At 71.4% G+C, this 16,955-nt stretch carries 14 protein-coding genes; 8 read left to right on the top strand and 6 right to left on the bottom strand.

Going from position 1 to position 16,955, the window contains the following annotated elements:
• Positions 1 to 296 precede the first annotated feature (296 nt).
• Positions 297 to 1,910 carry a PucR family transcriptional regulator gene (locus ACZOOI_RS20625; RefSeq protein ID WP_465277222.1) on the top strand — a complete coding sequence of 538 codons (1,614 nt, stop codon included), beginning with the start codon at positions 297 to 299 and terminating at the stop codon, positions 1,908 to 1,910.
• Between the two features lie 27 nt (positions 1,911 to 1,937).
• On the opposite strand, the gene ACZOOI_RS20620 is transcribed toward ACZOOI_RS20625, so the two are convergent.
• Both ACZOOI_RS20620 and ACZOOI_RS20615 read right to left on the bottom strand, forming a co-directional pair.
• Complete coding sequence (locus ACZOOI_RS20620) at positions 1,938 to 3,806, bottom strand: serine/threonine-protein kinase (protein ID WP_465277221.1); 1,869 nt, start codon at positions 3,804 to 3,806, stop codon at positions 1,938 to 1,940.
• 293 nt (positions 3,807 to 4,099) lie between these two features.
• Positions 4,100 to 4,384 (bottom strand): hypothetical protein, encoded by a 285-nt coding sequence (locus tag ACZOOI_RS20615; RefSeq protein ID WP_465277220.1) that lies wholly within the window; start codon positions 4,382 to 4,384, stop codon positions 4,100 to 4,102.
• On the opposite strand from ACZOOI_RS20615, the gene ACZOOI_RS20610 reads away from it, so the two are divergent.
• The gene (locus ACZOOI_RS20610) at positions 4,371 to 5,180 is read left to right on the top strand and encodes a hypothetical protein (RefSeq protein ID WP_465277219.1); all 810 of its coding nucleotides are present in this window, start codon (positions 4,371 to 4,373) and stop codon (positions 5,178 to 5,180) included. The two genes, ACZOOI_RS20615 and ACZOOI_RS20610, sit on opposite strands and share 14 nt — an antisense overlap.
• Positions 5,181 to 5,345: 165 nt before the next feature.
• On the opposite strand, the gene ACZOOI_RS20605 is transcribed toward ACZOOI_RS20610, so the two are convergent.
• On the bottom strand, positions 5,346 to 6,578 hold the full coding sequence (locus tag ACZOOI_RS20605; protein WP_465277218.1) for a geranylgeranyl reductase family protein: 1,233 nt from the start codon (positions 6,576 to 6,578) through the stop codon (positions 5,346 to 5,348).
• Between the two features lie 104 nt (positions 6,579 to 6,682).
• On the opposite strand from ACZOOI_RS20605, the gene ACZOOI_RS20600 reads away from it, so the two are divergent.
• Positions 6,683 to 7,882: a cation:proton antiporter gene (locus ACZOOI_RS20600; protein WP_465277217.1), complete on the top strand. Its 1,200-nt coding sequence runs from the start codon at positions 6,683 to 6,685 to the stop codon at positions 7,880 to 7,882.
• Between the two features lie 78 nt (positions 7,883 to 7,960).
• Here ACZOOI_RS20600 and ACZOOI_RS20595 read toward each other — a convergent pair whose 3' ends face one another.
• Positions 7,961 to 9,178: a polyamine ABC transporter substrate-binding protein gene (locus ACZOOI_RS20595; protein ID WP_465277216.1), complete on the bottom strand. Its 1,218-nt coding sequence runs from the start codon at positions 9,176 to 9,178 to the stop codon at positions 7,961 to 7,963.
• A gap of 194 nt (positions 9,179 to 9,372) precedes the next feature.
• Positions 9,373 to 10,803: a gamma-aminobutyraldehyde dehydrogenase gene (locus ACZOOI_RS20590; protein ID WP_465277215.1), complete on the bottom strand. Its 1,431-nt coding sequence runs from the start codon at positions 10,801 to 10,803 to the stop codon at positions 9,373 to 9,375.
• 183 nt (positions 10,804 to 10,986) lie between these two features.
• On the opposite strand from ACZOOI_RS20590, the gene ACZOOI_RS20585 reads away from it, so the two are divergent.
• From ACZOOI_RS20585 to ACZOOI_RS20570, 4 genes are all read left to right on the top strand, one after another.
• On the top strand, positions 10,987 to 11,478 hold the full coding sequence (locus tag ACZOOI_RS20585) for an Lrp/AsnC family transcriptional regulator (protein ID WP_379989642.1): 492 nt from the start codon (positions 10,987 to 10,989) through the stop codon (positions 11,476 to 11,478).
• Complete coding sequence (locus tag ACZOOI_RS20580; RefSeq protein WP_355531524.1) at positions 11,475 to 12,860, top strand: aspartate aminotransferase family protein; 1,386 nt, start codon at positions 11,475 to 11,477, stop codon at positions 12,858 to 12,860. Before ACZOOI_RS20585 ends, ACZOOI_RS20580 begins: the two co-directional genes overlap by 4 nt.
• A 208-nt stretch (positions 12,861 to 13,068) precedes the next feature.
• Positions 13,069 to 13,725 carry a pyridoxamine 5'-phosphate oxidase family protein gene (locus ACZOOI_RS20575; protein ID WP_465277214.1) on the top strand — a complete coding sequence of 219 codons (657 nt, stop codon included), beginning with the start codon at positions 13,069 to 13,071 and terminating at the stop codon, positions 13,723 to 13,725.
• The gene (locus ACZOOI_RS20570; RefSeq protein ID WP_465277213.1) at positions 13,722 to 15,101 is read left to right on the top strand and encodes an NAD(P)/FAD-dependent oxidoreductase; all 1,380 of its coding nucleotides are present in this window, start codon (positions 13,722 to 13,724) and stop codon (positions 15,099 to 15,101) included. The genes ACZOOI_RS20575 and ACZOOI_RS20570 overlap by 4 nt, the downstream gene beginning before the upstream one ends.
• 120 nt (positions 15,102 to 15,221) lie before the next feature.
• On the opposite strand, the gene ACZOOI_RS20565 is transcribed toward ACZOOI_RS20570, so the two are convergent.
• Positions 15,222 to 16,022 carry a tyrosine-protein phosphatase gene (locus ACZOOI_RS20565; RefSeq protein ID WP_465277212.1) on the bottom strand — a complete coding sequence of 267 codons (801 nt, stop codon included), beginning with the start codon at positions 16,020 to 16,022 and terminating at the stop codon, positions 15,222 to 15,224.
• Between the two features lie 180 nt (positions 16,023 to 16,202).
• Here ACZOOI_RS20565 and ACZOOI_RS20560 point away from each other — a divergent pair, with 180 nt between their 5' ends.
• The gene (locus ACZOOI_RS20560; protein WP_465277211.1) at positions 16,203 to 16,955 is read left to right on the top strand and encodes an ABC transporter ATP-binding protein; all 753 of its coding nucleotides are present in this window, start codon (positions 16,203 to 16,205) and stop codon (positions 16,953 to 16,955) included.

Here is a 16,955-nt window from a genome sequence, read left to right as displayed (position 1 = left end):
GATGAGCAGACGGGCGCTGCGTGCGGTGGGTATGCGCGTGAGCCGCGTCAGCGTAGGACGATGCCGTTTCGACACGGGGTGCCGCAACAGGCACATCGACAGGTAGGGCGGCGTGGGCTTTACAGGTCGCCAATCGCCCGCCCGAACCCAGGGGTCCGGGGTCGAACCGGGCACCGACCTGTCACCATGGAAGCGTCGCCCGCCGAGCCGTTTACAGATTGCTCGCGAATTCCCGCTTCCTTCGGGAACCAACCGCTGTCGCGGTCGGGCCGTTGTCAGCTCGCGGAGGTTTTCGAATGTTCCCCACGGTCGCCGACGTATTGGCCCTCGACATCGTCCAGCGCGGCCGCCCGCAGGTGGTCGCGGGTGAACGCGGCCTGGCCCGGCCGGTGCGCTGGGTGCACATCAGCGAGCTGCCGGACGTCACCCGGCTGCTCAAGGGTGGCGAACTGGTGATGGCCACCGGCATCGCGCTCCCCGAGGAGCGCGAGGGCCTGCAACGCTACATCCGCGATCTCGCCGAGGTGGACGCGGCCGGACTCGTGGTCGAGCTGGGCCGGCGCTACACCGATCAGCTGCCGCGGGCGCTGGTCGCGGCGGCCGAGCAGGTCGGCCTGCCGGTGATCACCCTGCGCAACGAGACCCGGTTCATCGGCATCACCGAGGCCGTGCACGGGCTGATCATCGACGCCCAGCTGGCCGAGTTGCAGGCCTCCGAGGCGGTGCACCAGGCGTTCAACGAGCTCGCGGTCGAGGGCGCGGAACCCGCCGAGATCGTCCGGCAGGCGTCCCGGATGGCCGGGCGCCCGGTGATCCTGGAGAACCTGGCGCACCAGGTGCTCGCCTACGACGCGGCCGGCATAGTCGCGGAGACCCTGCTGGAGAACTGGGAGGACCGCTCCCGGCAGTTGCGCCTGACCGCCCGGACCGCGTTCGACGAGCGCACCGGGTGGCTGGTGACCACGGTCGGCGCGCGCGGCCACGACTGGGGCCGGCTGGTGCTGGTCGGCGACGGCACACCGCCGCCGGCGCAGCAGACCATGCTCCTGGAGCGGGCCGCGTCCACCCTCGCGCTGAACCGGCTGGTGGTGCGCGACCGGGAGAGCCTGGAGCGGCAGACCCACCGCACCCTGCTGTCCGGGATCCTGACCCACTCCTACACGGTGGCCGAGGTGACCCTGCGGGCCCGCGCGCTGGGTGTCCCGCTGGAGGGCCGGCGCCTGGTCGGCGTGGTGCTGCGGCTGCGTCGCAGCGTGACCCCGGCCGCGCTGGAATCGCAGGCCCGGCTGCGCGACTTCACCGAGATCGCCGCCGCGGCGGTGCGCGAGCGCCGGCTGGCCGCCCTGGTCGGCGGCCTGGACGACGAGAACGTCGGGCTGCTCGTCGCGCTCGCCTCGCAGGACACCGAGGACGGCGCGCTGGAGGGCTTCTCCGCCGCCATCCGCCGGCTCGCCCCGGACCTCGCGGACGACATCGTGGTCGCGGTCGGCTCCTCGGTGGGCGCGGTGCGCGACGCGCGCCGCTCGCTCCTGGAGGCCACCCAGGTCGCGGACGCCGCCCTGCACCAGGGCGGCAAGGCCGCCTTCTACCGGCTGCCCGACGTGCGCCTGCGCGGGCTGCTGCACCTGCTGCGCGACGACGCCCGGTTGCAGACCTACGTCGAGCGCGAACTCGGTCCGCTGCTCGCCTACGACGCGCAGCAGGGCACCCAGTTGATCGCGATGCTCCAGGTCTATCTGGACCACGGCCGGAACAAGTCCGCGGCAGCCGACGCCGCGCACCTGTCCCGCCCGTCCTTCTACGAGCGGCTGCACCGGATCGAGCGGATCCTGGGCGTCGACCTGGACCAGGTGGAGAGTTGTCTGTCGCTGCACGTGGCGCTGCTCGGCCTGGAGGCCCTCCGCCGCTGAGCGCGGCGCCCCTCGCGGGCGCGGTCCTCAGGCGGCGGGGCGGCTGCCCGCCAGGGTGAACGCGGTCACCGCGACCGCGTGCAGGGCCGCATCGCGCGTCCATTGCCGCTCGGTACTGAACACGTCGACCTCGATGTAGATGCCATTCACGATCACCGCGGCCAACATCGCGTGCCGGGCCACTCCGGACTCGGTCCAGGTGTATTCCCAGATCACGCCCTTTCGGCCCTGAATGGCGCGCTCCTCGAAGACCACTTTTCGATAGTCGCGGAAAACCCTCGGTGCGTTCTGTTCGTCGTCGCGCCACTGCTCCAACAAATCCGTGGTCTGTTGGAACGCGGTACGCCCGGTCAGCACGCTCGCGCCGGCCGGGTCGGTGTAGACCACGCTCTGGTCCTGCTCCTTGCGGTTCCACCCCTGCGGGATCTGCCAGGTGAAGGTGCTCTCGTCCGCCGTGCGGACCGGGATCGGCGGGGTGGCCACGGGCCCGCTCGGGTAGGGCGCGAGACCCGCGACCGGGTTCGCCGCGGGCGCGCCGCCCGTCCCGGAGGTCCTCGGCGGGATCGGGCTCGACCTGCTGTCGTCCTTCCCCTCGTCCCCGCCGGACTTGCCGCCGCCGTTCGCGAGCAGCAGCGCCGCCACGACTGCGCCGGCCACCAGGAGCGTGACGAGCGGCATCAGCACGGCCAGGAGGCGGCGGCGCGAGCGGGGCGGCCGGCGGGTACGGGTCGGCATCGGGAAGGTCGGCGTGTGCGCGGGGCCGGCCGGGGTGTTCGGCCGTTGCTCCGGCGAGGGCGCGGCGGGCACCCGCGGGAACGGGTCGAGCGGGGTGCCGTCGTCGGGGGCGACCCGGGCGGGCGGGAGCAGGTCGCGCAGCGGCGGCCGCGGGTGCACGGTCGGCACCAGCGTCACGTCGTCGTTCGCCTCGTCCGGCCCGAATTCGTTCGGCCCACGCTCGATCTGCCCACGCTCCTCGCGCCCGTACTCGGCCGGCCCGCGCTCGATCACCCGGCCGAGCGTGGTGGGCGGGATCGGTCGGGTCACGTCGCCCGCATGCCGGCGGCCCTCGGCGGCGAGCAGTGCGTTCAGGCGTGCCTCCACCTCGGCCGAGTCCGGGCGCCGCGCCGGGTCGCGTCGGAACAGGTCGCGCACGAGGGGCTCCAGCGGGCCGATCTCCTCGGGCACCTCGGGCTCGGCGATCACGATCGCATGCATCGTGGCCACCGGCGTCGCGCGGCGGAACGGCGACGCGCCGGTGACCGCCGCGCACAGCGTGACGCCCAGCGACCACAGGTCGGACGCCGGCCCGGGGTGCTCGCTCTCGATCCGCTCGGGGGCCATGAACTCGGGCGAACCCAGGATCGCCCCGGTGCCGGTCAGCCCGCTCACGCCCTCCAGCGCGGCGATGCCGAAGTCGGTCAGCACGGCGTGTCCGTCCCGGGCGATCAGCACGTTGCCCGGCTTGACGTCGCGATGGATGATGCCGTGCGCATGCACGACGCCGAGCGCGCGGGCGATCTGCACGGCCACCGCCGCGGCGGCGTGCGGGGTGAGCGGCCCGTCCTCTTCCAGGATGGCGTCCAGCGAGCGGGCGTCGAGCAACTCCATCACGATCCACAACCGGTCGTCGTCCTCGACGTAGTCGTAGACGCGGACGACGTTGGGGTGATTGATCCGCGCGGTCGCCTGCGCCTCGCGCAGGCTGCGTTCGCGGAAGGACCGGGACGCGTTGCGGCCCCATCCGGTGGTGATCACCTTCGCCGCCACGGGACGCTCCAGCACTCGATCCCGGGCCCGCCACACGGTGCCCATGCCACCGCTGCCGAGCACGCTCACCAGTTCGTAGCGGGCTCCGACCACGAAGCCCGCCCAATCCTCTCCCGGCCCGCCCGACATCGGCTTTCCCCCAGGTCCCGCCGCTTTTCAAGATCAGACCATTGCCACTTTCGTGGGATTACCTGTTAAAGGCCCTGCGAAAGCTTAGGACGGACATGGTAGAACGAATCGTCACGCATAGCGGGAGGGGGATACCGCATGTTCACCCCGAAAAAGTTTCGATCAGAAAACGTCAAGCGAGCGGCGTTGATAATTTCTGTTCCGGTCGGAATAGGAATGATTCTGAACGCCGGCCTGGCCGTCGCGGATACCGAGGGGAACGGGCCCGCGCATCGATCGGGCGGCGGGCACACCTACACACACGCACCGACCCGCACACACGGCCCCACGGGCACGCACGGTCCGACGGGCGAGGTCACCACGAAGCCGCCGGCCACCACGTCGCGGCCCACGACGCACGGGCCCGGCAGCACGCCACCGCCGACCACGTCCCGGCCCTCGACGACCCGGCCCGGGACGACGCCGCCGCCGACCACGACGCGGCCGAGCACCCCGCCGCCCACCACGGTCCCGCCGAGCACGTCCGCGTCGCCGACCGTGCCACCCACGGCCAGGCCGTTCGCGGTGACCACGTCCACCCAGATCACCTTCGACGCCGACGGTCGGGGTTCGATCGAGTTCACCGTCACCAACAACACCGACCGGGCCCAGCCGGCCCGCGACGTGTACGCCCGCAGTACCGGCGCCCTCCGGATCCGCTCGGTGCCCGGTTGTTCGGCCGCACCCGCGCTCAGGGCACCGGGACCGGCCTGGACGACCACCTTCAAGTGCACGCCGGGTCCGCTCGGGCCGCACGAGACCAAACGCTGGTCGGCGGCGGTGGAATATCCGCCGGCCGCGCAGCAGCCGCGCGCGGCTCGGGCCGAGGCGCGACTCCCGCTCGCACCGGAGGCGGACATCTCCACGTTCTGCGTGCTCGTGGTGCCCGCGGGCGCCACGGACACGTCCGTGGTGCTGGGTGTGGCCGGACCGTTGACGCTGATCAACCGGGCCAACAACAACGACCCGTCGTTCATCGGCTACACCGTCAACACGCCGGTACCCGGCGGCACCACCGGCGGCGGCTCGACGGGCGGGGGAACCACCGGCGGCTCCACGACCGGCGGCGGCTCGACGGGTGGCGGCTCGACAGGTGAGGGCAGCACGGGAGGCGGCGGCACAAGCGGCGGGAACGACACGGGCGGCACCACCGACGGCGGCACCGACCGGACCACGCCACCCACCTCGCTGCCCAAGACCGGCCCCGAGGACGACACGCTGCCGCTCGCGGGCGGCGCGCTCGGCCTGATGCTGGTGGGCAACGCGCTCTTCCAGGGCGCGCGGCTGCGCCGGATCCGCTCGGCCGAGGGCGACGACGAGCCGGACCGGGACTGAGTCCGGCGCACGACCAGCGCCGGCCCGTCGGCGAGCCGCGAGCGCACCGAGCCCGAGCACACCGGACCGTGCACACAGCGGCCCGTAAGCGGATCGGTCGGTGCGCACGACCGAACCGGACGGCCCCGGACCCGGGCACGACGGGCCCGGGGCCGTCCGATGTCGTCAGTGGCCGGTCAACGCCAGCACCCGCCGGGCTGCGGGCCGCTCCAGCAGATCGGCGAACGTGGTCCGCCCCTGGACCACCTTGCGGAACACCCGCCAGCCCTGCGGCAGCGTGCTCACCGCATGGTGCAACATCCCGGGATGCCGCTCGAACACGCCGAGCAGGAGCCGTCCGGCGCGCATCTCACGACCCAGCACCGCGTCGATGTCCGCGTGATAGCCGGCGCCGATCTTCTCCACCTCGGCGTCGGTACCCGCCTCGGCCACCAGCGCGGCCCGCTCCCCCGCCAGCCGGCCCGAGCGCAGCGCGTACGAGATGCCCTCGCGCGTCCACGGCTCCAGCAGCCCGGCGGCGTCGCCGGCGACCAGGACCCGGCCGCGCGAGAGCGGCGCGCTCTCCTTGCGGCATCGGGTCAGGTGGCCCGACTCGACCGCCGGCCGGAACCCGGCCAGGCCGAGCCGGGCGATGAAGTCGCGCAGGTAGGCGCGGGTGGCCTCGCCCTCGCCCCGGGCGCAGATCACACCGACCGTCAACGTGTCGCCCTTGGGAAAGACCCAGCCGTACGAGCCGGGCAACGGCCCCCAGTCGAGCAGGATCCGGCCGCGCCAGTGCGCGGCGACCTCCGGCGGCACCGGAATCTCCGCCTCCAGGCCCAGGTCGACCTGTTCGAAGGTGACCCCGACGTAGGCCGAGCTGCGTCCCGCGCTGCCGTCCGCGCCGACCACCGCGTGCGCCCGCAGCAGTTCGCCACCGGCCAGGGTCAGCGTCACCACGCCGTCCCGCTCGGCGATCCGGGAGACCGCGACGCCCTCGCGCAGCACCGCGCCCGCGGCCACCGCCGCCCGGGTCAGCGCCTCGTCGAAGCGGGCCCGGTCGACCAGGCCGATCAGCGTGGTCCGCGCCGAGCGCACCCGCCGGCGGCGGCCGCGCAGGGTGAATTCCACCTCGTGCACCAGGTCCTCGACCGGCGGCTCGAACCCGGGCGGAAGGGCGCTCTTGGCGGGGCCGATGATGCCGCCGCCGCAGGTCTTGTAGCGCGGCAGTTCGGCCCGGTCCACGACCAGCACCCGGCGTCCCGCGCGCGCCGCGGCCAGGGCCGCGGACGCCCCGGCGGGGCCCGCTCCGATCACCACGACATCCCAGGTCACAGGCTCGGCACCGGGGTCGGTACCGGGGTCGGCGGGCAGTTCGACGGCGGGCACGGCGGCGGCCTCGGGAGAGCTGCTAGTCATGGATATCGACCCTAGTGCGTCCGTCCGGGCGCTCTTCCCGGGAGGTCCGCCGCCGACCTGCGCGTCTGCCCGAATGGCTGTCGAATGCGCATTATGCTCCGCCGATGTCCCACGACAGCGCGCCATTCCTGATCGTTCTGGCCCTGGCCTTCGCCGCACCGCTGGTGGCCGATCTGCTCGGACGCCGGGTCCCGGTGCCCACGGTCGTGGTCGAACTCCTGCTCGGCGTCCTGGTGGGTCCGTCCGTCCTGGACTGGGTGCACGAGGGTGACGTGCTGACCTACGTGGCCAACTTCGGGCTCGCGTTCCTGATGTTCCTGGCCGGCTTCGAGATCGATCCGGGCCGACTCAGCGGCCGACCGCTGCGCCGGGCCACGCTGGGTTGGGCGCTGTCCCTGGTGGTCGGCCTGCTGCTCGGGTTGCTGCTGGTGTGGTCGGGCTCGACGATGTCCCGCCTGGTGGTCGGACTCGCCCTGACCACCACCGCGCTCGGCACGCTGCTGCCGATCCTGCGCGATGCGGGTGCGCTGCCGACCCGGTTCGGCGCGCAGGTGATGGCGATCGGCACGCTCGGCGAGTTCGGCCCGATCGTGGCCGTGTCGCTGCTGCTGAGCGGGCGCAACGCGGGTGCCTCGGCGGTCGCACTGGCCTGCTTCGCCGCGGTGACCGTGGTGGTGTTCGCGTTCGCCCGCCGGCCGTTGCCCGGGGCGCTGGACCGGGTGGTCCGGGCCACGCTGCACTCCAGCGGCCAACTCGCCATCCGGCTGGCGGTGCTCGTGCTCGCGCTGTTGGTCTGGGCCGCGGACGAACTCGGCCTGGACGCCCTGCTCGGCGCGTTCGCCGCGGGGCTGGTCATCCGGCTGCTGCTGTCCGACATGCCCGCCGAGTCGCGCGAGACGGTCGCGGGCAAGCTGGACGGGATCGGCTTCGGGCTGTTCGTCCCGGTCTTCTTCGTGATCAGCGGCGTGCGCTTCGACGGTCGTGCGCTGTTCTCCGACCTCGGCACGCTCGCCCTGCTGCCGCTGTTCCTGGCGCTGTTGCTCGCGGTGCGCGGGGTGCCGACGTATCTGATGGAGCGTGGTTCACCGGCGGGGGTGCGGCTGGGCCTGGCCCTGTTCGCCTCGGCCGGCCTGCCGCTGATCGTGGTGATCACCGGGATCGGCGTGGACGAGGGCGAACTGCGCGCGGGCACCGCCGCCGCGATGGTCGGCGCCGGCATGGTCTCGGTACTGGTGTTCCCGCTGCTCGGCATGCGCGCCTATCGCGGCGCCGTCACCGCCGACCCGGCCCTGGCCGAGCGCTGATTCCGCCGACCCCACCGGCCTCGACCCCGGCTTCGACACCGCCGTCGATCGCGCACCGCCGCCGGCGCGGCCCGTGGCTCACAGGCCGATGATGTTCCCCCATGCCTTCTCCCAGCGCCGTTCCTCGTCCTCGGTGGTCTCGCGCATCCCGTGCAGCTTCGCGGTCATCTCGGCGTCCGGGAAGATCAGCGGGTTGCTCGCCGAGTCGCGCATCTCCTGGTCCGAGGACTCGGCCAGCACCTGCTGCGCGGCCGGGACCGGACACACGTACGCCACGTAGTTCGCCAACTCGGCGGCGACCTCCGGGTCGTAGTAGAAGTCCATCAGCTTCTCGGCGTTGGTCTTGTGCGCGGCCTTGTTCGGCACCATCAGGTTCTCCGACCACAGCTCGGCGCCCTCCTCGGGCACGACGAACTCGATGTCGGGGTTGTCCAGCTTGAGCTGGCCAACGTCGCCGGAGTACGCCTGGCAGGCCAGGATGTCGCCACTGGCCAGGCCCGAGGTGTAGTCGTTGCCGGTGAAGCTGCGGATGTGGTCCTTGTCCACCAGCTTCTGCATCCGCTCCATCACCTTGTCCACGTCCGCGTCCGTGAAGGTCCTGATGTCCGTGCCCTCACCGAGCATCAGCAGCGCGACGGCCTCCATGAAGCCCGCGAACACGGTGACCCGGCCCTTGAGCTCGGGCCGCCACAGGTCGTTCACCGACCGGATCTCGCGACCCACCAGCTTCTTGTTGTACGCGATGCCGGTCATCCCGCTCTGCCACGGCACCGTGTACTCGCGCTTGGGGTCGTAGCCCGGGCTGCGCAGCGATTCGGCGAGATTGGCGTCCACCTGCGGCAGGTTGGCCTTGTTCAGCTTCTGGACCCAGCCCAGCCGGACGAAGCGGGTGCACATCCAGTCCGAGATGACGATCGCGTCGCGGCCGGGCTCCTTGCCCGCCTGGATGGCCGGGTGGATCTTGCCGAAGAACTCGTCGTTGTCGTTGATCTCCTCCGAGTACCGGACCTTGATGCCGGTCTTCTCGGTGAAGGCGTCGAGCGTGGGGTGCCGCTGCTCGTCGTTCTCGTCGATGTCGATGTAGAGCGCCCAGTTGGAGAAGCGCACCACCTTCTCCTGCTCCGACCGGTCCCGGCCGCCGCGCTTGCTCTCCTGGACGTACGCGGAGGGCACACCGCACGCGGCCAGGGTGCCCACGGCCGCCGCCGCACCGGTGCCGCGCAGGAACATCCGCCGATCCACCCGGTGCCCGGCGATCCGCAGCGGGGACTGGGCGCGAGTGCGGGCGCGGGTCATCGGCGACTCCTTGGCGAAATGCGGGGGTGGGGCCTGCTCCATGGGCGGGGGACCGCACGGTGGCGTACAAAATGGCCCACCGCATCGTGGCGCCCACCCGCCCCGAACGGCAACACGCACCCTGTCAACCCTCGCGGAGCGGAGTTGACAGGGTGCGTGTGGGTCGTGCCGACGCCGCGGGCAGGCGGGGTGGATCAGGCGTCGTAGTTGGTCATCACGTGCTTGATCCGGGTGTAGTCCTCGAAGCCGTAGCCGGAGAGGTCCTTGCCGTAGCCGGAGTGCTTGAAGCCGCCGTGCGGCATCTCGGCGACCAGCGGGATGTGCGTGTTGATCCACACGCAGCCGAAGTCGAGCCGCTTGGCCATCCGCATCGCCCGGCCGTGGTCCTTGGTCCACACCGAGGAGGCGAGCGCGTACTGCACGCCGTTGGCGTTGCTCAGCGCCTCCGCCTCGTCCTCGAACGACTGCACGGTGATGACCGGGCCGAACACCTCGTTCTGGATGATCTCGTCGTCCTGCTTGAGCCCGGAGACCACGGTCGGGGCGTAGAAGAAGCCCTTGTCGCCGACCTGGTGCCCGCCGGTCTCGACCTTCGCGTGCGCGGGGAGGCGCTCGATGAAGCCGCTGACCTGCTTGAGCTGGTTGACGTTGTTGACCGGGCCGAAGTACGCGTCCTCGTGCGAGCCGGTCGAGAGGTCGCCGGCGGCGGCGGCCAGCGCGGCGACGAACTCGTCGCGGATCGAGGAGTGCACGAGCACCCGGGTGGCCGCGGTGCAGTCCTGGCCGGCGTTGAAGAAGCCCGCACCGGCGATGCCCTCGGCCGCGGCGGCGATGTCCGCGTCCTCGAAGACCACGACGGGCGCCTTGCCGCCGAGTTCGAGGTGCACCCGCTTGAGGTCCTTGGACGCGCTCTCGGCGACCGACATGCCGGCGCGTACCGAACCGGTGATCGAGGCCATCGCCGGGGTCTTGTGCTCGACCATCAGCCGGCCGGTGTCGCGGTCGCCGCAGATCACGTTGAACACGCCGGCGGGCAGGATCTCCCCGATGATCTCGGCGAGCAGCACGGTGGACGCGGGGGTGGTGTCCGACGGCTTGAGCACCACGGTGTTGCCCGCGGCGATGGCCGGCGCGAACTTCCACACGGCCATCATCATCGGGTAGTTCCACGGCGCCACCTGGGCACAGACACCGACCGGCTCACGGCGCACCATGGAGGTGTGCCCCGCCATGTACTCTCCGGCAGACTTGCCTTCGAGCATGCGCGCGGCGCCCGCGAAGAAGCGGATCTGGTCCACCATCGGCGGGATTTCCTCGGACGCGGTGAGCGCGCGCGGCTTGCCGGTGTCGAGACACTCGGCGTCGATCAGCTCGTCGGCACGCTTCTCCACCGCGTCGGCGATCCGCAGCAGCGCGAGCTGCCGCTCGGCGGGGGTCGTCTCGCTCCAGGTCTCGAACGCCGTGGCCGCCGCGCGCATCGCCGCGTCGACATCCCGCTCGCGGGAGAGCGGGGACGTCGCGTAGACCTCGCCCGTGGCGGGGTCGACGATGTCGAGCGTGCCGCCGTCCGCGGCGTCGGTGAACGTGCCGTCGATGTAGTTGCGCAGAGTACGCAGGTCGCTCATGTCCCAAGTCTCCTTCGAAAACGGGGCGGCGCCGGCAGGACGGTGAGGGTCGATCCCGGGCTGGGCCGCGTTCCCAGCCTAACCGGATTGCTGTCGGTATCCGCATCCCCATCACGCACCAACAACTGAATCAGTTGTCTCATTGAGCAAAGTCAACGGATTCCCTTGCGAAAGGCCCATCTGATGAGGCAGAGTGACCACGTGGCCGGTCGAGACAGAAACCCGAACGCTCCGGCCGACGCCGTGTCGAAGGCGATCATCGAGCAGCTCCAGGAGGACGGACGCCGCTCGTACGCCGCGATCGGCAAGGCCGTCGGTCTCTCGGAGGCCGCCGTGCGTCAACGCGTACAGCGCCTGCTCGACCAGGGCGTGATGCAGATCGTCGCGGTGACCGATCCGCTGACCGTCGGCTTCCATCGCCAGGCCATGGTCGGGGTTCGTGTCGAAGGAGACATCGACCCCGTAGCGGACATACTGGCCACGATGAAGGAAGTGGACTACGTCGTCATCACGGCTGGTTCCTTCGACCTCATCGTGGAACTCGTATGCGAGAACGACGACCACTTGCTCGACATCATCAACAAGAGGATTCGAGCGATTCCGGGCGTACGGAGCACCGAGAGCTTCGTCTACCTGAAGCTTCGGAAGCAGACCTACCAGTGGGGTACTCGATGACACAGCAGTACGACAACGCGGCTCTCTCCAAGAGCGCCTACGACCACCTGTGGATGCACTTCACCCGCATGTCGTCCTACGAGAACGCTCCCGTGCCGACCATCGTGCGCGGTGAAGGCAGCTACATCTGGGACACCAACGGGCGCAAGTACATCGACGGCCTCGCCGGCCTGTTCGTCGTACAGGCCGGTCACGGCCGCACCGAGCTGGCCGAGGTGGCCCGCAAGCAGGCCGAGCAGCTCGCCTTCTTCCCGGTGTGGAGCTACGCCCACCCCAAGGCGATCGAGCTGGCCGAGCGGCTGGCGAACTACGCCCCGGGCGACCTGAACAAGGTCTTCTTCACCACCGGTGGCGGCGAGGCCGTCGAGTCCGCGTGGAAGCTGGCGAAGCACTACTTCAAGCTGACCGGCAAGCCGACCAAGCACAAGGTCATCTCCCGGGCCATCGCCTACCACGGCACCCCGCAGGGCGCGCTGTCGATCACCGGTCTGCCGGACTACAAGGCGCCGTACGAGCCGCTGGTGCCGAGCACCTTCCGGGTGCCGAACACCAACCAGTACCGCAAGCCGGAGTTCCTGGCCGACTCCTCACCCGAGGGCTTCGGCCGCTGGGCCGCCGACCAGATCGAGGTGGCGATCCTCAACGAGGGTCCGGACACCGTCGCCGCGGTCTTCCTGGAGCCGGTGCAGAACGCGGGTGGCTGCTTCCCGCCGCCGCCCGGGTACTTCCAGCGCGTGCGCGAGATCTGCGACCAGTACGACGTGCTGCTCGTCTCGGACGAGGTCATCTGCGCGTTCGGCCGGCTCGGCACGATGTTCGCGTGCGACAAGTTCGACTACGTGCCGGACATCATCACCTGCGCCAAGGGCATGACCTCGGGCTACTCGCCGATCGGCGCGATGCTCGTCTCGGACCGCATCGCCGAGCCGTTCTACAACGGCAGCGACAACGTCTTCATGCACGGCTACACGTTCGGCGGGCACCCGGTGTCCTCCGCCGTGGCACTGGCCAACCTGGACATCTTCGAGCGCGAGGGCCTGAACCAGCACGTGCTGGACAACGAGTCCAAGTTCCTGGCCACGCTGCAGAAGCTCCAGGACCTGCCGATCGTCGGCGACGTGCGCGGCAACGGGTACTTCTACGGCATCGAGATGGTCAAGGACAAGAGCACCAAGGAGACGTTCAACGAGGACGAGGCCGAGCGCCTGCTGCGCGGCTTCCTGTCCACCGCGCTCTACGACAACGGCCTGTACTGCCGCGCGGACGACCGCGGCGACCCGGTCATCCAGCTCTCCCCGCCGCTGGTCGCGGACCAGGGTGTGTTCGACGAGATCGAGCAGATCCTGCGCGGAGTGCTGACCGAGGCATGGACCAAGCTGTAGATCGAGCAGTGAACCCCGGCTATTCGACGAACCCTCAGTGAGTCTGCCGCCGTCGCGCACAAGCCAGTGCGCGACGGCGGCAGACTCATGTCCGGGGCGCCTGTCACGAAGTGCGAATCAGGGCCCCGAAGAACCGAGAATCACCGACACCGTCACATCGACTCGCCCGCGCCGACCGGCGCCGCGCTCGGATCACCGAAGAGGCCCGATGAGCCACCCCACGCCAGGCTCCACCCCCCGCACCCGGATACGCCGCCTGCCCCACCACGCCGTGCCGGACCGGACCGCACTGCACGCCGTGCTCGACGCCGGTCTGGTCGGACACCTCGCGGTCACCGGCGAGGACGGTCAGCCGTTCGTCCTCCCGGTCGCCTACGCCCGGGACGGCGAACGCGTGCTGATCCACGGCTCGACCGGCAGCCGACTCTTCCGCGGCCTGGCCGCAGGCGCGCCGACCTGCCTGACCGTGACCCTGCTCGACGGCCTGGTGGTGGCCCGCTCGGCGTTCGAATCGTCCATGCACTACCGCAGCGCGATGGTGCTCGGCTCGTGCGTCGTGCTGCCCGAGGACGAGAAGGTGGCCGCGCTGGACCTGCTCACCGACCGGCTGCTGCCCGGCCGCCGGGACGAGTTGCGCCCGCACCGGGCCAGGGAACTCGCCGCGACGCTGGTGCTCGCACTGTCCCTGGACGAGGCGTCGGTGAAGATCTCGGCCGGCCCGCCGGACGACGCGGACGAGGACCTGGACACCCCGATCTGGGCCGGCGTGGTGCCCATCACCGAGCACTTCGGCGAGCCCGTGCCCGCCCCCGACCTGCGCTTCGATCTGCCCGCGCCGGACTACCTGAGGAAGTGGCAACGATGACCACCGACTACCGCGACCTGTCGCTGTGGTTCGACACCCTCGGCGCGGACGTCACGCCACGACCGGCGCTCGCGGGCGACCTGGACGTGGACGTGGCCATCGTCGGCGCCGGCTACACCGGCCTGTGGACCGCCTACTACCTGGCCAAGGCGGACCCGTCCCTGCGCATCGTGGTCCTGGAGCGGGAGATCGCCGGATTCGGCGCCTCCGGCCGCAACGGCGGCTGGTGCTCGGCGCTGTTCCCCGCCTCGATCGCCAAGGTGGCCCGGAGCAGCACCCGCGAGCGGGCGATCGCCCAACAGCGGGCGATGAACGCGACCGTGGACGAGGTCGGCCGGGTGGTCGCCGAGGAGGGCATCGACTGCGACTTCGCCAAGGGCGGCACCGTGGTCCTGGCCCGCACCCCGGTCCAGCTGGCCCGAGCCCGGCAACTGGTCGCGGACGAACACGCCTGGGGCTTAGACGAGTCCGACGCCAGATTGCTGGACGCCGCCGAGGCCCGCGCGATGGTCGGCGCCACCGACGTGCTCGGCGGCACCTACACCCCACACTGCGCGGTCATCCACCCCGCCAAACTGGCCCGGGGTCTGGCCGACGCGGTGACCCGCCTGGGGGTGACCATCCACGAGCGCACCCCCGTCACCGCGATCAAGAACGGCGTCGCGCTCACCCCGCACGGCCGGGTCCGTGCCGACGTGGTGGTCCGGGCCACCGAGGGCTACACCCCCGAGTTGGCCGGCTTCCATCGCGAACTGGCCCCGGTGTACTCGCTGATGATCGCCACCGAGCCGCTGCCGCGGTCGTTCTGGGCCGAGGCGGGCCTGGCCCGCCGGGAGAGCTTCAGCGACATGCGGCACCTGATCATCTACGGCCAGCGCACCGCCGACGACCGGCTGGCCTTCGGCGGGCGCGGTGCGCCGTACCACTTCGGCTCCAGGGTGCGGCCCGAGTTCGACCGCGACGAGAACGTCTTCGCCGAGCTGCGTCGGGTGATCGCCGAGCTGTTCCCGGCGGTCGCCGACGCAGAGATCACCCACACCTGGGGCGGACCGCTGGGTGTGGCCCGCGACTGGTACGCGAGCTGCGGCCTGGACCGCGCCCGCGGACTCGCCTGGGCCGGCGGCTACGTCGGCGACGGCGTGGGCACCGCGAACCTGGCGGGCCGCACCCTCGCCGACCTGATCCGCGACGAGTACACCGACCTGACCCGGCTGCCCTGGGTCCGCCACCGCTCGCCCAAGTGGGAGCCGGAGCCGCTCCGCTGGATCGGCACCAACGTCGGCCTGCGGGTGATGGCGGGCGCGGACGCCGAGGAGCAGCGCACCGGCAATGAGTCCCGACTCGCACAGGCGTTCGGCCGATTCCTGGGCCACTGAGCCGGGCTCACCGCGCCCGGGCAACCGGGCGGCCCGGGCCGAGCCAACTACGCCCGCGCCCGGGCCACCGCGCCCGGGCCCGGACCGGCGAGCCGGCCGGTGCCCCGGCGACCGGCCGGGTCAGCGCCCCCGGATGGTGCGGCGCCAGGTCTCCAGGTGCTCCGGCGCCGCACCCGCCTTGAGCAGGAACTCCGCCGCCGAGCCGTGCCGCTCGGCGAGCACGCGCAGGAACGTGTCGATGGAGGCGCGGGCCGCACCGCGCATCGCCGGGGCCACCGGATGGGCCGGATCGATCCGCGGCTGCCTGGGCAACCGGTCGATCCGCTCGAACATCTCGACCAGGTGCACCTCGGTCTCGGTGTAGTCGGCGATGATCGCCTCCCGCTCCACCCCCGCGACCGACAACAGCAGCGCGACCAGGATCCCGGTCCGATCCTTGCCCGCCGTACAGTGCACCAGCGCCGGCACCCCGCCGTCGCCGGCCAGGATCTCCAGCGAACGCACGTACGACTCACCGCCGCGCTCGGCCATCCGCATGTACAACAGACCCGCGCCGTGCTCGTCCACGCTGCCCAGGTCGATGTCGTCGTCCAACCCCAGCCCCTGGGTCTGTCCCGCCGAGACGTCGCCGATCGCGGCCCGGTCGGCGGCCAGCGCCGAGCGTCGGCCCAGCAGCGGCAGCCGGTGTCGGGTCACCCCCGGCCACTGCTCCGGCGGCAGCCCCTCACCCTCCGACCGCAGGTCCAGCACGTGCCGCACACGGTAGGTGTGGATCAGTCGGTCGATTCCCTCGGGGGTCAACAGGTCCGGGGTCTCACAGCGCATGAGTACGCCCGTTCGAGTGACTCCCCCGTCGATCAGCGGTAGGTCCCCGACGTCGCGGGCATTGAGGAGATCCGGAAGATCGAGTCGGCGGTTCATGTGCACCCCGTTCGGAACGCGTTCGATACACCTGTTCGCCTCATCATGGTGCGCGCGAACTCCCGCCGCCGGCAGGGCTCCCCGAGTGAAGGGGTTTGTCGTCCCTGCCGCAACCAGGCGTCGCGATGCTCGTTGGAGGAGAACGGGTGGCAACCAACGTTTCTCTGCGGGAGGTGTGCCATGTCCCTGTCGTCCCGCGCGGCGAGACCGCATGAGCGGCGCGCCGTCGTCGCCGGAGTACCGACCGCCCCGCCCGACAACGACGTCCTGCGCGCTCGCGGGCTGACCCTGACCCGGGGTCGGGTCACCCTGCTGCGGGACGTCTCCGTGGCGGTCCGGGCCGAGGAGACGTTCGCGATCTCCGGTCCCGCCGGCGCCGGCAAGTCGGCGCTGCTCGCCTGCCTGTCCGGTATGGTCGCCCCGGATTCCGGTGAGGTGTGGTTCAACAGCGGCGCGATGCACGTGCTCGACGAGAAGGGGCGAACCGCGCTGCGGCGTCGGCACTTCGGGCTCGTCGACGGCCGTACCCGGCTGCTGCCGGAGCTGACCGTCGCGGAGAACGTCGCGCTGCCGCTGCTGCTCGACCGGATTCGCCGGGCCGATGCGTTCGCGATCGCCCGGCACTGGATGGAGCGGCTGGACGTGACCGAGCACGCCGAATCCCGGCCGACCGGCCTGGGCCCGGCCCTGCTGCGTCGGGCGGCGGTCGCCCGGGCGCTGGTCACCCGGCCGGCCGTGGTGTTCGCGGACGAACCGGCACACGACCTGGCCGGCGCCGAACTCGACCATCTGATGCGGATCCTGGTCTCCGCCGTGCGCTCGCACGGGACGACCCTGGTGCTGGCCACCGCCGACCGGCGGGTGGCCGCGCACGCGGACCACTGTCTGGTCCTGCGCGACGGTCGCCCCGACCCGCATACGGACGGGTGGTAG

The sequence above is a fragment of the Embleya sp. L77 genome (genome assembly GCF_055557415.1).
Note: the sequence above shows the minus strand (reverse complement) of the source record. Positions and strands in the feature narration are given on the sequence as shown.

Bases quoted from the DNA above. Each gene is read 5' to 3' on its own strand.
- ACZOOI_RS20600 (WP_465277217.1), top strand. From the start codon at position 6,683: ATGTCCCACGACAGCGCGCCATTCCTGATCGTTCTGGCCCTGGCCTTC.
- ACZOOI_RS20570 (WP_465277213.1), top strand. From the start codon at position 13,722: ATGACCACCGACTACCGCGACCTGTCGCTGTGGTTCGACACCCTCGGC.
- ACZOOI_RS20575 (WP_465277214.1), top strand. From the start codon at position 13,069: ATGAGCCACCCCACGCCAGGCTCCACCCCCCGCACCCGGATACGCCGC.
- ACZOOI_RS20625 (WP_465277222.1), top strand. From the start codon at position 297: ATGTTCCCCACGGTCGCCGACGTATTGGCCCTCGACATCGTCCAGCGC.
- ACZOOI_RS20560 (WP_465277211.1), top strand. From the start codon at position 16,203: ATGTCCCTGTCGTCCCGCGCGGCGAGACCGCATGAGCGGCGCGCCGTC.
- ACZOOI_RS20580 (WP_355531524.1), top strand. From the start codon at position 11,475: ATGACACAGCAGTACGACAACGCGGCTCTCTCCAAGAGCGCCTACGAC.
- ACZOOI_RS20585 (WP_379989642.1), top strand. From the start codon at position 10,987: ATGAGGCAGAGTGACCACGTGGCCGGTCGAGACAGAAACCCGAACGCT.
- ACZOOI_RS20565 (WP_465277212.1), bottom strand. From the start codon at position 16,022: ATGAACCGCCGACTCGATCTTCCGGATCTCCTCAATGCCCGCGACGTC.
- ACZOOI_RS20595 (WP_465277216.1), bottom strand. From the start codon at position 9,178: ATGACCCGCGCCCGCACTCGCGCCCAGTCCCCGCTGCGGATCGCCGGG.
- ACZOOI_RS20590 (WP_465277215.1), bottom strand. From the start codon at position 10,803: ATGAGCGACCTGCGTACTCTGCGCAACTACATCGACGGCACGTTCACC.
- ACZOOI_RS20620 (WP_465277221.1), bottom strand. From the start codon at position 3,806: ATGTCGGGCGGGCCGGGAGAGGATTGGGCGGGCTTCGTGGTCGGAGCC.
- ACZOOI_RS20605 (WP_465277218.1), bottom strand. From the start codon at position 6,578: ATGACTAGCAGCTCTCCCGAGGCCGCCGCCGTGCCCGCCGTCGAACTG.